At 58.1% G+C, this 14,975-nt stretch carries 10 protein-coding genes and 1 pseudogene; 9 read left to right on the top strand and 2 right to left on the bottom strand.

All coding sequences use genetic code 11. The features are described 5' to 3' along the window. Positions 1 to 19: 19 nt before the first annotated feature. Together TX24_RS21955 and TX24_RS21960 are read right to left on the bottom strand one after the other, a co-directional pair. Entirely contained in the window at positions 20 to 979 is a 960-nt protein-coding gene (locus tag TX24_RS21955; RefSeq protein WP_057711101.1) for a chlorinating enzyme, read from the bottom strand. A 30-nt stretch (positions 980 to 1,009) separates the two neighbouring features. Next, positions 1,010 to 1,699: a GntR family transcriptional regulator gene (locus tag TX24_RS21960; protein ID WP_057711102.1), complete on the bottom strand. Its 690-nt coding sequence runs from the start codon at positions 1,697 to 1,699 to the stop codon at positions 1,010 to 1,012. Between the two features lie 395 nt (positions 1,700 to 2,094). Here TX24_RS21960 and leuA point away from each other — a divergent pair, with 395 nt between their 5' ends. The 9 genes and pseudogenes from leuA (at position 2,095) to TX24_RS22005 (ending at position 14,971) form a co-directional block, all read left to right on the top strand. Beyond that, entirely contained in the window at positions 2,095 to 3,789 is a 1,695-nt protein-coding gene (gene leuA, locus TX24_RS21965; protein ID WP_057711103.1) for a 2-isopropylmalate synthase, read from the top strand. 1 nt (position 3,790) lies between these two features. Beyond that, a complete protein-coding gene (locus TX24_RS21970) occupies positions 3,791 to 4,531 on the top strand; it encodes an AraC family transcriptional regulator (protein ID WP_057711104.1) in 741 nt (246 codons plus the stop codon). Between the two features lie 212 nt (positions 4,532 to 4,743). After that, entirely contained in the window at positions 4,744 to 6,240 is a 1,497-nt protein-coding gene (locus tag TX24_RS21975; protein ID WP_057711105.1) for a TolC family protein, read from the top strand. Beyond that, positions 6,237 to 7,409, top strand: a complete 1,173-nt coding sequence (locus tag TX24_RS21980) for an HlyD family secretion protein (RefSeq protein ID WP_057711106.1) — start codon at positions 6,237 to 6,239, stop codon at positions 7,407 to 7,409. The genes TX24_RS21975 and TX24_RS21980 overlap by 4 nt, the downstream gene beginning before the upstream one ends. After that, positions 7,402 to 8,946: an MDR family MFS transporter gene (locus TX24_RS21985; protein WP_057711107.1), complete on the top strand. Its 1,545-nt coding sequence runs from the start codon at positions 7,402 to 7,404 to the stop codon at positions 8,944 to 8,946. The genes TX24_RS21980 and TX24_RS21985 overlap by 8 nt, the downstream gene beginning before the upstream one ends. A gap of 460 nt (positions 8,947 to 9,406) precedes the next feature. Beyond that, positions 9,407 to 10,183: pseudogene (locus TX24_RS21990) on the top strand (DUF3050 domain-containing protein). Beyond that, positions 10,180 to 10,527 carry a DUF4437 domain-containing protein gene (locus tag TX24_RS21995; RefSeq protein ID WP_057711108.1) on the top strand — a complete coding sequence of 116 codons (348 nt, stop codon included), beginning with the start codon at positions 10,180 to 10,182 and terminating at the stop codon, positions 10,525 to 10,527. Before TX24_RS21990 ends, TX24_RS21995 begins: the two are co-directional and overlap by 4 nt. A 25-nt stretch (positions 10,528 to 10,552) precedes the next feature. Beyond that, positions 10,553 to 11,482 (top strand): diiron oxygenase, encoded by a 930-nt coding sequence (locus TX24_RS22000; RefSeq protein WP_057711109.1) that lies wholly within the window; start codon positions 10,553 to 10,555, stop codon positions 11,480 to 11,482. 12 nt (positions 11,483 to 11,494) lie between these two features. Then, a complete protein-coding gene (locus TX24_RS22005; protein WP_057711110.1) occupies positions 11,495 to 14,971 on the top strand; it encodes an amino acid adenylation domain-containing protein in 3,477 nt (1,158 codons plus the stop codon). Positions 14,972 to 14,975: the final 4 nt, after the last annotated feature.

Raw genomic sequence — 14,975 nt, forward strand, 5'->3', positions numbered from 1 at the left:
TTCTCCTTCTTTATCTGGCTCAGCGCCGAGGGAATTGGAAGCCGTTGCAGGTGCGATCGACAAAACGGTTGTGAGGGAAACGATTATCCCCGGACACCAATACGCAACCGAACTTGTCCAGGCTGGCCTGGCCGCCGAATTCCTCGAGAGTGTTCGAGTACGGATAGACTTGCACTGAGGTCGGCAGATAACGGGCGGCGAAGCCCAGGCGCATCTGGTCGGTCAGGCCGTTGTGCGGATGCGAGGCATGCATAAGGGTCGACCAGAAAATGATGAACTGGCCTTGGCGCATGACCATGGATTTGGCCTGGGACTCGTCGGGCTTCCAGTTCGGGTCTTTCTGCAGTTGTCGATAGTCATAACCGAAGAAGCCCCGACGGACGCCGTCTTTTTCCATTTTATTGATGGCGTCGGATTGGTAATCCATGGTCTTCGATTCGTCGTAGTTCATGGTCCGGTGAGTACCGGGAATGAACTGCAGACAACCATTTTCAATGGTGGCCTCGGTGAATGCGGCCCAGACCGTGATGGTGCCGCCGAACTGCGCGTCTTCTGGCCAGACTATTTGAGGATGCTTGGAGCCGGCAACGTTAGAGAAATTGTCGGCTTGGTGCCAGTCGGTGCCTTCGTCGCCGGGGTATTTGGGGAAGAACTCGGAGCGCCAGCAAAGCGTGTCACGGCCAAGGATGCTCGACACCCGATCGACGATTTCCGGACGAGTAATGTGCGCTGCGAGGAAGTCGACATCCAGGTGACGGTCATAGTTGGACAGATTGGTTATCCCGGATACCGCCTTGTCCTGGCTGTAGATCGCTTTCTTGGTGTTGAGCAATTTGGGGCGCAGGGCTTGTAAGCTACGCTCCATTTCGTCCTTTTGATAAAGGTCGAAAGGCCCTATGTAACCGTCGCGGTGGAACTTCTCCAATTCACTTTGGCTGAGACTAAAATCCAGTTCAGTGGAACGTACCTGTTCTTCCATTTGACACCTCGCGGGTTTGTGGATCGTGTTCTAACGGGTCATCTGTTTTTCCAGATAATTTTTGAATGTGTCGCAAGCCTTTTGCAGGTGCTGGCGTAAAACAGCAGCCGCCTCTTCGGGGGCTCTGGCCTCGGCAAGCGATATCAATTTTTTGTGGTCATCCTGGGCCATTTCTTCCAGTCCCATGGCCGCCAGATGGAAGCGCAAAAAGCGCTCTTCTTCTTGCAACTCAACGTTGATCAGGTTGAGCAGCTTCCGGTTCGTCGAACGTCCATAGAGCGACATATGAAACAACCCGTTGAGGCGCCCAAGGTTGGCCAGATCGGTTTCGTTTTCCATAGCGGCGACGTATTCGCGGGCTTTCGCGAAATCTTCGTCACGCAGGTTTGGAATTGACTGACGCAGCGCCTCTGGCTCGAGTAGCAGGCGCAGGCAGTATGTCTCCACCGCATCGCTTACGTTCATCTGCAACACGACGGCTCCCTTGTTGGGGGTGTTGCGTACTAATCCCTGGGCTTCAAGTTTCAACAACGCTTCTCGGACTGGCATTCTGCTGACACCGAACAAGCTCGCTAGCTCTTCCTGTCGCAAGGCCGTTCCGCCTGCAAGGGTTCCGTTCAAAATCCCATCCCTCAATGTCTTTTCCACCAAGTTTCGTGATAACGGAGATTGAGCATCTATCTCAGGAAAAGCTGCTTTAAGGTCTACGGTGGCTTTCAATTTTGTCTCGCTGACAGGCTTGTTTGTGGATCCTGGATCCAATATATAATTTTACAATTCAGCTCTGTCAAGTAGCGCTGAAGCGGCTCCTTAGCACGGCGTTGGAACGCCTTCGTCGCCCGAGCGAGCATTCTTACAGAGGTGAGAGAGGGTTGGTCGACCCTTTTTGTCGGGTATTTTTTTGGTGTGCTTGGGTTGCAGTTAATTTTTACTTGGCGATGTAAATCGCCAACAAAATTATAATTACTGAGATTTTATGCTTGTTTTTATGGTTTTTTTGGGATTATTAGCAATTGGTTTTCGTCTGTTTCATTTAGTGTTTGTTCTAGCGAGCGAGGGTGAACGGCCGCTTCGGCTGCCCACTGTCGTAACTGTCGAAAAAAGGAGAAACCGTCATGATGCTCAAGGATCCGTCCAGCAAATATCGCCATTTTAATACCGTGGACCTGCCCGATCGCCAATGGCCCGGCAACGTGCAGGCGCTAGCTCCCACTTGGTGCAGCGTTGATATGCGCGACGGTAACCAAGCCTTGATTGAACCGATGAATGCCGAGCGCAAACGCCGTTTTTTTGATTTGCTGGTCAAGGTGGGCTTTAAGGAAATTGAGGTGGGTTTTCCCGCCGCTTCCCAGACCGATTTTGACTATGTGCGTGAGCTGATCGACAGCGGCTCGATTCCTGACGATGTCACGATTCAAGTGATGACGCAGGCGCGCAATCATCTGATCGAGCGCACCTTCGAGGCGCTGAAGGGGGCTCCACGGGCGATTGTGCATGTATACAACGCCACCGCTCCGGTGTTTCGCGATGTTGTCTTTGGTGTGGATCGTGCCGGCTGTATCGAGATTGCCACCCAAGCGACGCGCGAGATCAAGCGCCACATGGACAACAATCCCGGTACGCAATGGACATTCCAGTATTCCCCGGAAACCTTTTGCTTCACCGAGCTGGAGTTTGCGCTGGAGGTCTGTGAGGCGGTGACGGACGCGTTCGGGCCGACCCCGTCCAACAAAATGATCCTGAACCTGCCGACAACGGTGGAAGTCTCCACCGCAAATGTGTTTGCCGACCAGATTGAATGGTTCTGTCGGCATTTCAGCCGCCGTGACAGCGTGGTCATCAGCGTCCATCCCCATAACGATCGTGGCACCGGCGTTGCTACGGCGGAGCAGGCATGCCTGGCAGGCGCTGAGCGTGTCGAGGGCACGTTGTTCGGCAACGGTGAGCGAACCGGTAATGTGGATATCCTGACGCTGGCTATGAACCTCTACACCAGTGGCATTGATCCTCGGCTGGATTTCTCGGACATCATTCATGTCCAGCGTGAGGTGGAGTTCTGCAATCAGTTGCCGACCCATCCTCGCCACCCATACGCCGGTGAGTTGGTGTTCACGGCTTTCTCCGGTTCGCACCAGGACGCGATCAAGAAAGGCTTTGCGGCACGCCAAGCCAACCCGAACGGAATATGGGAAGTACCGTACCTGCCAATCGATCCCGCCGATATGGGCCGCAGCTATGAAGCGGTGATCCGCGTCAACAGTCAGTCGGGCAAAGGTGGCGTGGCGTATTTGCTGGAGCAGCATGGCATCGTGATGCCGCGTCGCTTGCAGATGGAATTCAGCAGCCTGGTCCAACAGGAAGCGGATGGCTCCGGCCAAGAAATCAGTGGGGAAATGATCCTTGCCTGCTTTACCCGGCATTACCTGGAACAGGGCAAGCCTTACGCGTTGCGGATGCCAAAACTGGTCAGCGAGGGGGATGTGACCTATCTGGAAGCCGCGCTTGAACACGGTGCGCAGCACATCGACCTGAATGGCGAGGGCAACGGCCCACTGGCGGCGCTTGTCGATGCCTTTGCCCAGCGCGGCATTCACTTCGATATCGCTGATTACCACGAGCATGCCACCCGCGACGGGGCCCAGGCTGAAGCACTGGCCTATGTGGAAATTCGCGTGGGCAACCAGTTGCTGTTCGGTGCCGCCCGCGACGGTAGCAGCTTGCTGGCTTCCCTCAATGCGGTGACCAGTGCCGTCAACCGCGCATCGCGCCTGGGCCTGCTCAGCGTGGCGAGCATCGCGGTGCCTTCCTGAGATGATGACGCACACCGCATTGGCGGCGCTCGCCGGTAACTATGGCCATGGCGACATAGTGGCTTCGCATCGGCATGAAGAAGGTCAACTGGTTTATGCCATTAACGGTGTGATGCTGGTATCGGTCGTTGGGACCACTTGGGTGGTGCCTTCCGGGCATGCGCTCTGGGTCCCTTCGGGGGCGGAGCACCAAATCCGCATGACCGGCGAGGTGCGCATGCGCACCCTGTTGATCTCGCCGGGCGCACACCGGGCGTTGACGGAGGAATGCCACGTTCTCAAGGTTTCGCCGTTGCTGCGGGAATTGATCATCGCCGCGGCCGATGAACATGACACTGAACCCGCCCTGTTGCGCCATGTGCAGATTGTCGATCTGATTTTCTCTGAACTCGACATTGCGCAGAGGGTGCCGGCGCATGTGCCGATCCCTGATGAGCCAAGGCTTAAGTCGCTGTGTGCCGACTTTATCGACAACCCGTCACAGGAGTCGAAACTGGAGAGTTGGGCGGTGCAACTCAATATGAGTTCGCGCACCCTGGCGCGGCTGTTCCAGAAAGAGTTGGGCATGAGTTACGGGGAGTGGCGCAAGCGCACTCGGCTGCTACTCAGCATGCAACGGCTGGCCTGCGGCGTATCGATCCTGGAAGTGGCATTGGAGCACGGCTACCAGAGCCCAAGTGCGTTTACTGCAATGTTCAAACGCACAATGGGCTACACCCCGAGCAACTGCCGCCTGGTCTGATACGCCCCGGCGAGCGCGCGACCCCCAAGCGTACATGGCCCCGCCTCCAGGCAGGGCCATGTATTTGCGCGTGCCCGGCCCGTGGACGCCTGCGATAAGGCGGTCTACAGGCACATTGTCCAAATCGAAACGATGGTTGTCTGGAACTCGGGAGATGTGCGGCCCGGTGCTCTCTTAACCTGCGCTTCTACTTGGCATTCTGGGTTTTTACGATGGGTTCGCCTTTTTTATATGCACGGCATGGTCGTCTTTCGCTCCTGAGTGTGGCGGTCGTCTTGCTGGCGGGTTGTTCCTCCTGGGTTGCCCACACACCCGCGCAGCCACACCCGGAGCGCATTAATGCCCTAAGTCACCTTCCGCAAGGGGTTTCGGCCCAAGCGTTACCCGACCATTGGTGGCAGTTGTATAACGATCCGAAACTTGACGCGCTGGTGCAGCAGGCATTGATGCATAACCGCGACCTGGCCGCAGCCCAGTCCCATGTGCAGGCGATGTTGGCCGGGATCATGCAGGCCGATGCCGAGCGCTGGCCGTCGACCCAGCCGTCACTGGGCGCCGAGTACGGCAAGACAGCCGATGATCAGACCCTGGCCAAAGCCACCGATAGCCATGCGCCGTCCCAGTGGGCGTTCAACCCAGGCTTCGAGCTGGCTTATCAAGTGGATGTCTGGGGCCAGGTCCAGCGCAGTATCGAGCGGGCTCAGGTCCAGGCGGCCGCGGCGCAGGACGCCGAAGACTTGTTGCGCATCACGGTGGTGGCGCAAACCACCCGCGCCTATGTCAATGCCTGCGCCCTAGGGGCACGTGCCAAGGTGCAACGCCATTCGCTGGAAGTGGTCGGGCACAGCCTGGCATTGACCGATCGGCAGCGCCAGGCCGGCGTGGTGACGGATCTCGAATACACCCGTATGCAGGCGTTGCAGGGTGAAACCCTGGCATTGCTGCCGATGTTGGAAGCACGCCGGCAAGCTGCCCTGTACGAGCTGGCGATGCTGACCGGCGTGGCCGACCTGAAACAAGGCACTAGCGCGGCGACCTGTGAGGTCGTGCCGCAACTTAATGCCGAGCTGCCGGTGGGCGATGGCTGGCAATTACTGGCGCGCCGCCCCGATATCCGTCAGGCCGAGCGAGCACTACAAGCGGCCACGCTGCAAGTGGATATCGTCCAGGCCGACCTGTATCCGAAGGTGACCTTTGGCGCTTCAGTGTCCTCATCCGCCAACAAACCCCATGAGCTGGGAGACAGTAGCGCGGTGATGTTTGGCGTCGGCCCGCTGATTACCTGGCAATTCCCCAACTGGCGTGCCAATCGCGCGCGGGTCAACCAGGCCAGGGCGTTGGAGCGGGTGGAAGTGGCGCAATTCGAGGCCAGTGTACTCAAGGCCCTCAAGGAGGTACGCCAGGCTCTCGCGCTATACGACGGCGAACGCCGGCGCCACGCCGCGTTGAGCCAGGCCCTGGACAGCAGTCGTCAAGCCTACAAGTTGGCCCAGTTCAATTACGACGCCGGGTCTATCGACTTTCTCGACGTGCTGGACAGCGAGCGTGAGCTGATCCGCCTGCAGGCCACGCTCGCCGATGCTGATGGCCAGCTATTGCAGCGCCAGATCAGCCTGTTTCGCACGCTTGGCGGCGGTTGGCAGTCTTCTGCCCCCGCGACCGCTGCCCTCAGCCGCACTTCCGTCAATTTTTCCGGTACCCAGCCATGAATATCGCTGTCGATGAAAAAATCGCTGTCCAGGACGAGCAAGAGAAGGTGGTCGAGCAGCTCATGCATGCGCGCAAGCAACGCCGCAAACGCAACCTTATCCTGCTGGGAGGCGTTGTGCTGTCGATCGCGGCGGTGGCGTTCGGGGTGTATTGGATGACGGTTGGACGTTACCTGGAACAGACCGATGATGCCTATGTGCGTGCCGACTGGATTCCCATCAGCCCGAAGGTCTCCGGGTATGTGGCCCAGGTGCTGGTGGAGGATGACCAGCCCGTCAAGGCCGGGGATGTGCTGGTGCGCATCGAGGACCGCGATTACCAGGCGCGGCTGGCGCAGGCGCGTGCGCAATTGGCGGAAACCCAGGCCTCGGTCGCGGCCCAACAGGCCAACCTGCAAGTGACCGACAGCCTGATCGCTCAGCAAAAGGCCGGGGTAAACCAGGCTGAGGCCCACACCCGCAGCGTCGCGGCCGAGTTGCGCCGCGCGAGCCTTGACCAACGCCGCTACCAGGGCCTGGTGCGCGAACACGCCGCCAGTGCTCAGCGTCTGGAAACGGCGGCTGCCAGCTACACCCAGGCCAACGCCGCGGTGGAAATCGCCAAGGCGATGCAGCGTCAACAGGAAACCCGGTTGACCGTCGCCATTACCCGGCGCCAACTGGCCGAAGCCTCGCTCCAACAACAGGTTGCCCGGCGCAGCCAAGCCGAGGCGCAGTTGAGCCTTGCGTCTCATGCGCTGGAAGACACCTTGATCCGCTCACCCATCGACGGGGTCGTGGGGCAGCGCAAAGTGCGTACTCGCCAATACGTCGCGCCGGGCTTGCCGTTGCTGGCGGTGGTGCCCCTGCAGCAGGCCTATGTGGTGGCCAACTACAAGGAAACCCAGTTGCGCGACATGCGCGCCGGTCAACCGGTGGATATCAGCGTGGACAGCTATTCGGGACGCAAGCTCAAGGGCCATGTGGTGAGCTTTTCGCCAGGTTCCGGGGCCGTGTTCGCGCTGTTGCCGTCGGATAACGCCACCGGCAACTTCACCAAGATCGTGCAGCGCTTCCCAGTGAAGATCGTCATCGATGAGCATGACGAGGGCGGGCCTATTTTGCCTGGCATGTCGGTGATCACCACCGTTGACACCCGGTCCGGCACCCAGGGCGTGACGCATGACTGAGGCCGTTGAAAAAACCGTCTCCTTTCGCGCCTGGGTGGCGGTGATCGGCGGGCTGTTCGGTTGTTTCATGGCCGGTATGAACGTGCATGTGACCAGCGCCGCGCTGCCTGAAATCGAGGGTTCCCTGGGGGCGACCTTCGAGGAGGGCTCGTGGATTTCCACGGCTTACCTGGTTGCGGAAATCGTGATGATTCCGCTGACGGCCTGGTTGGTCCAGGTGTTCTCGCTGCGGCGAGTGATGCTGGTGGGGTCGTTTGTGTTCCTGGTGGCGTCCATTGCCTGCTCCTGGGCGCCCAACCTGGAAGTGATGATCATCATTCGAGTGATCCAGGGGGCCGCCGGCGCGGTGCTGATCCCCTTGTCATTCCAGTTGATCATCACCGAGCTCCCACCCAGCAAGATCGCGATGGGCATGGCTTTGTTCGCCTTGTCCAACAGCGTTGCCCAGGCCGCCGGGCCATCCATTGGTGGCTGGTTGACCGATGCTTATTCGTGGCGCTGGATTTTTTACCTGCAACTGGCGCCGGGCATTCTCTTGTTGCTGGCGGTGGCATGGTCCATCGATGCCAAGCCCATGCAGTTGAGCCTGCTCAAACGCGGTGACTGGGGCGGCATCCTCGCCATGATCGTCGGCCTGGGAGGCTTGCAGATCGTGCTGGAGGAAGGTGGGCGCAAGGACTGGTTCGGCTCCGATTTCATTGTGTGGATGTCGCTGATCGCCGGGCTCGCCCTGGTGTACTTCGTGCTGTCGCAGTTGTACGGCAGCCGCTCCTTCATCAACCTGCGCCTGCTCAAGAGCTACAACTTCGGAGTGGCCAGTGCGGCGATGTTCATTTTCGGCGGGGCTACCTTCGGCCTGGTGTTCCTGGTGCCCAATTACCTTTCCCAACTGCAGGGGTACAACGCCCGGGAAATCGGCATCAGTCTGATTGCCTACGGTATGGTGCAATTGGTACTGGCACCGTTCATGCCGCGCCTAATGAAGTGGCTCAACCCGAAACTGATGGTCGCCAGCGGCTTTTTCATCATGGCCCTGGGTTGCTACCTCGGCGCGCACCTGGACGTCGATAGCGCCGCCAACGTAATCATTCCTTCCACCGTGGTACGGGGGATCGGACAGCCGTTGATCATGGTGGCGCTTTCTGTTCTGGCGGTTTCCGGGCTGGCCAAAGATGAAGCCGGTTCCGCATCCGCGTTGTTTTCCATGCTGCGCAACCTTGGCGGGGCCGTGGGTACCGCAGGGCTGACGCAAATCGTCGCGATGCGCGAGCGCTTTCACTCAGAGCGGGTGGGAGAGTCGATCACGCTGTTTTCCCCGTCGCTGCAGGAGCGGCTGCGCGACAGCATGGCAGACAGCGAAGATTTCATATTCAACCAATTGCTGCCTGCCCAGCAGCAGCTCATCGAGGGTCTGATCCACACCGTGCGTCGCGAGGCGTATCTGATGGCCTACAGCGATGCGTTCTATGTGTCCTGTATTGCCTTGATCTTGTGCGGTGTGGCGGCGCTCGCATTACGGCAACACGTAAAGAGTTGACCAAATTCTGTCCGCCAGCAATGAGCGGGTCTTTGTCAATGAGCAAGAGGGAACTTGAATGGTAAAAAGGCGCATGGCCTCTTCATAGATTGATTGATTGCTAACTTAGCAATGACATATAGGTGGTTTGCACTCCGGAAAGGGGTGTCGGCCAACCATTGCCTGACGAAGTTGATGTTATTAACTTCGGTCGGGCTTCTGTTGTTTGCGTATTTATAGCTCCGAAATAAATTGTATTAATTTTCAACAAAGCACTTGCCGAGTGTCATGAACTTCCTCTAAGTTTTGTCTTGCTTTGGCGGTTTGGAGTTCGCGCTAACGAAGCATGAGATTATAACTAACTTGAATAAGACTGAAGTGCTGGCCGGCAATGGCGAGATAGGCCTGCTATGCCTGGAAAAAGATAGCCAGGTAAGTCTCGCGTGGCCAGACCTGACTAACGCCTGATAAGGAGCGCAACATGGAAGATAAAAAGTCGCTATTGAGCGCAAAGAAATTAGAACTGGGCAACCATCAGATCTTTGCTGAAATCAATTCCTTGCCGGTGCTGCGTGCCTTTATGGAAACCCATGTATTCGCGGTGTGGGATTTCATGTCTCTGGCCAAGCGCCTGCAACAGGACCTGACCTGTACTCGCCTGCCTTGGCTGCCGCCGTTGGACCCGGCGGCAGCGCACCTTATCAATGAGATCATCCTGGGCGAGGAGTCTGACCAGAATCTGCAAGGCGGGCATTACAGCCACTTCGAACTTTAACTGCACGCTATGCGGGAAGTGGGCGCCAGCACTGACAAGATCGAACATTTTGTCAAACTGATGCGCGACGGCGTCGACCTGCAAACGGCTCTTACGCGTTGCGGCGCTGGCCTGGCAGCCTCTGCCTTCGTCACCGACACCATCGAAACCGCTATCAACGCCCCCACCCACAGTGTTGCCGCCGCCTTCCTGCATGGCCGTGAAAGCGTCATCCCCGAGATGTTCCAGCGAATCCTTGATGATTGGGACATCACCGCCGACGACGCCCCCACCTTTCGCTATTACCTGCAACGTCACATCGAAGTCGACTCGGAAGACCACGGCCCAGCGGCGGAAAGCCTGTTGGCGCGACTGGTCAATGGCGATGCCCAGCGTCAGGACGAAGTCTACGTGTCCGCGATTGCTGCAGTGCGAAGCCGTTTGGCCTTGTGGGACAACTTGCGTTTGTCCATGCGCGAAACTGTCAGTGAGTGCGTAGCATGAACTTCGAAGTCATCGAGGCTGAACAGGCCCAGTGGTTTGAGGTGACGTCGGAGCGCGACATTACCCTGACGGTATTCAAGGACACACTGGACCCTGTGACGAAAACCGGTGTTCGTACGCGGTTGGTACGTTTCCATCCTGGGGGCGGCACGCGTGAAATCTACACCCATGATTATCACGAAGAAGTGTATTTGATTGAGGGCGACCAGACCGAGTTGGCAAGTAAGGATCGTCCCGAGAAGACCTATCGCGACGGTAGTTACTTCTTCAGGGCGGCGCACACCGAGCACGGACCGTTTAATTCAAAGGACGGATGCCTGTTGTTTGAAGTGCATTACTACTGATCGTCATGAACAAAGGGAACGATTCATGAGAGCTGAAGAGTACCAGTCATTTTCCGAGTCGTGGGAGGAGCGGGCGACCATTCGTACGCGGCCGAGACGACGCCTGGAAGATGATGGAAAGTTGATATTTCCGATCAGCCGCCAACCCTTGGTCATGGGCGCGACATTTATACGGGAATGCGCTCACTTGCAGCACTTTGTGCTTGCTCAAAGTTTGTACAAATTCATTAATGATGTAGTAATTTTTGAAACCGAAATTGTCGACAAGACTGCCAGGAGCATTGCGAAAGATAACTTCGCTATACGTTTTCCATTCGCCTGTCGATATGACGCGATGACCGTTGTGGTCGATGAGGACTATCACGCGCTCGTGGCGATGGACTACATGCAACAGACCATCGAGCTGACCGGCATCGAACCGATTGCCTTGCCAACGGAAATCGAACTCAGCCGTTCGATTCCCAAGGCATTGGCCATGGCGCCCGAGCACCTCAAGGCGGCTGTCGAGTTGATCTGTGTCGCCATCGCGGAAAACACCCTGACCAACGATGTCGCGGCCTTTGCCCGCGACGACTCGGTCAAGACGTCAGTCAAAGGGCTGATGGCAGACCACCTGGCTGATGAGGGGCGACATTCGGGCTTCTGGGTCAAGTTGACACGTATCTACTGGAGCACTGCGAGCGAGGAGGACAAACGTGTGCTGGCCTCGATCATGCCGGTGTTCCTGGGTGAGTACCTGACCAACGAGATCCAGCAGGGCTTTGATTTCGCGCTGATCGAGCAACTCCAGGTAAGCCCCGGGGTCAAGGCAGCCTTGCGTCAGGAGGTCGAAGGCATGAGTTTTCCGATCACGCCGTCTCACCCGCTGGTAGGCAACATCGTCCGATTCTTCAAACACAGCGCCCTGCTCGACGCTCCCTGCATGCAGGAAGCGCTCGCCGATTATCTGCGCTAGAGGACAACTTCAATGAGACATCTTGATATCGTTCTGTGCGGGCGCAGCCATGCGCTTGCCTGCCTTACGCAAGAGCTGGAGCAGATGGGCCATACCGCCCACTTGTTGACCAGTGATAACGCCATTGATCTTTGCCGGTTACCGGTGCCGGACTTGCTGATAGATGACGCCAGCACGGCGCAACTGCCCCATTATCCGTCGTGTCAGCGCCTGTCTTTGCGGGCGCACTCCGATAATGCCAGCGATGTCTTTGCGCCAGTGCGGGTGGACTGCCTATGGCGTCCTGGTGACGGCGACTGGATGTTGCTGGGGCGCCGCGAGGTGTGCGCCGATGCCGCTGGCAACGGCGCCGACCTGGCGCACGAAGCGGTTGCGCAGGTGGTGGAGATGGCCAGTATGCACATTGGGCGTTTCTCACGTAGCGCCGACTATCTTGAGGTGCCCCGTGAGCCGGTACGGGCGCTCGACCGGTTGTCGAGCCTGACGCTGATCGACAGCCTGGTGTGGTGCCATCACCACAATGCAACTGTCAACACCGGGATCCTGGAGGACGCCAAGCGCCCCTTTATACAACGCCTGGCCGATAGCCTGCTGATCAATGCCGAGCGCAACGCCCTGAAAGTGCAGGGGCGTGGCATGTCCTACGCGCAATTGCATGCCTATAGCGTGGCGATTCAAGAGCGCTTGCAGCCTTTGCTTGAAATCTCCACCGGCGGGGTGACGGTGGTCGCTATCTCGTTGCCTAAAGGCACGGCGCTCTACGCGGCGATCCTGGCGGTGCTCGGGTGTGGCGCGGTGTACTTGCCCCTGGACCCGAACCATCCTGTCGAGCGCCGCGCGGCGATCCTCAAGCATTCCGGCGCCTGCTTGCTGATTCAGGACACCCAGGCAGACGACCCACTGCCGGGCCTGGCCACCCTGGACATCAGCCACCTGGATTTCTTCCACCACGGCGCCCAGGGTTACAGCCGGGTCGCCCTGGCCCCGGATCAGCGCCTGCTGCGAGTAGCGCTTAGTGGCTCGGCGCCTTGCGTGGCGATTTACACCTCGGGTACCACCGGGCAACCCAAGGGCGTGTTGCTGACGGTCGATAACCTGAGCCACTTCTGTGCGTGGTATGCCCTCTATGTGGAACTGAGCCATCACAGTCGAGCCTTACAGTTTTCCACCATCAACTTCGATGCGTCGTTGCTGGATATCTTTCCCACGCTTATCCAGGGCGGCGAGTTGATCGTGCCCACCGAAGACCAGCGCCGCGACCCGGTGGCGCTTGCCGAGTTGATCCAGCAAGAACAGGTTACCCATGCGTTCTTGCCGCCGGCCTTGCTCAGCATTATTCAGCTCGAATCGCTGTACGGCATCCAGCACCTGGTGACGGGCGGTGATGTGTGCGAGCCCCAGGTGATCGAGCAACTGGTGGGCCATTGTGCGCTGCACAATATTTACGGTCCCACCGAGACCACGGTGCTCGCCACCTGCCGCACCTTCCAGCCCGCAGACAACAATCGCAACCTGGGCGTGCCGATTGCCAATACCTCGGTTTACCTGCTGGATGAACACGGTCAACCGGTAGGCGAAGCGGACAGCGGTGAGATTCACATCGCCGGGCCCGGCGTAGGTGCTGGCTACCTCGGTGCCTTGGAAATGACTGCCGAACGTTACCGCCTGCATGAGTTGCCCGACGGTCAACGGGTGCGCCTGTACCGTACCGGCGATCTGGCGCGTTGGACCCGCGAAGGCATCCAGATCATCGGGCGCCTGGATAACCAGGTGAAGATTCGCGGGTTCCGGGTCGAGCCAGAAGAAATCGAGCACCTGCTGCAATCGAGCCAACTGTTCCGTCAACTGGCGGTAGTCATCGATAACCAGCGGCGCATCCTGGCCTTTTTCTCTCAGCCCCAAAATGCCGAAGGCCAAGTGGCCAGCGAAAAGTTGCAGGCTTATGCGCTCAAGCATTTACCCGACTACATGCGCCCCAGCGCCTACTGCCTGCTGGAGTGTTTGCCGGCCACGGCCAATGGCAAGATCGACCGCAAAGCCTTGAGAGAATTACCAGTTAACTACAAGACCCAAGGGCCGCACCTGGCACCCCAGAACGTCACCCAGCAGCAGTTGCTGGAGCTGTGGTCCAGGCTGTTGGACCTACCCGCGGAGGACATCTCCGTGGATGACAGTTTCTTCAATCTGGGGGGGCATTCGATCCTTTTGTCGCAGATGCTCATGGGCATTCGCGAAACCTTTGGCAAGGGGGTCTCGATCAACCGTTTTATCGAACAGCCCACCCTGATCAACCTTGCCAACCTGATCGACCAGCACGTCGATGCCACCGCTACGGTCAGTCCTCAAGCGCTGCAGGACGCGATGATTCGGCCTGAACTGGACGTGTTGCCGATCAGTCGGCTGGGCAACATACACAAGGTCATCGTGACCGGCTCCAATGGTTTTCTCGGCGTGCATATTGTCGAGGCACTACTGGAACTGGGCAGTACCGAAGTGGCTTGCCTGGTTCGCGAGTCGGCGGGGATGAGCGCCCAGCAGCGCTTCGAGCAGGCGCTGATCCAGAACCGTCTCGAGCATCTGGACCTGAGCCGCGTAAAGGTACTGGCGGCGGATATCAGCAAGCCACGCCTGGGGTTATCCGAGCAGGACTATGAATGGCTAGACCGTGAATATGGCGTGTTGATCTATAACGCGGCCAACGTCAACCACGTGCTCGACTACGAGTCGCTGGTCAAGGACAACGTCACGCCTGTGCTCGAATGCCTGCAACTGTGTGAAGGGCGCAGCAAGAAGATTTTCAACTTCATCTCCACCCTGTCAGCTTCAAGCACAATGGATGAACAGGGGCGGGTGTTGGAAGAGCCACCGGCGTTCACGCCGCCGATCTACATTCGCAATGGTTACAACCTTTCCAAGTGGGTGGCTGAGCGCATTTTGTGGAATGCCAGCGAGTCGGGCGTCTGGGTCAACCTCTACCGGCCGGGAAACATTGCATTCAATACGCGAACGGGGGTGTGTCAGCCGCACCAGAATCGCTTGATGTTGATGCTCAAAGGCTCACTGCAGCTTAAGGAAGTGCCCGAACTGGCGCTTAATTTCGACCTGATGCCGGTGGATTTCCTCGCCCGGTTCATTGCCTTTCATGCCAGCCGCCATAACCGTTCCAAAGCGGTGTTCAACCTGCACAACCCGCAGCCCCTATCATGGACTCACTATGTGGAGGCGTTTCGCGCTGCCGGTCACGACTTCCAGATGGTCCCGGTGACGCAATGGCAACAGCGCCTGTCGGCCATCGACAGTAATAACGCACTGTTCGGTGTGGTCGGTTTTTACCTTAATGGGTTTGAAGAAGACATTGGTGATATCTCGATGATCGAGTACCGCAATGCGCTCTCAGGCATCCAGAGCATGGGGGAAGACTACCCGGCCAAGAGCAGTGCGCTGCTGCAAAAAGGCTGTGACTACCTCAAGCAAATCGATTTCATCTAAACAA

The sequence above is a fragment of the Pseudomonas lactis genome (genome assembly GCF_001439845.1).
In the GTDB taxonomy this organism is placed as follows: domain Bacteria; phylum Pseudomonadota; class Gammaproteobacteria; order Pseudomonadales; family Pseudomonadaceae; genus Aquipseudomonas; species Aquipseudomonas lactis.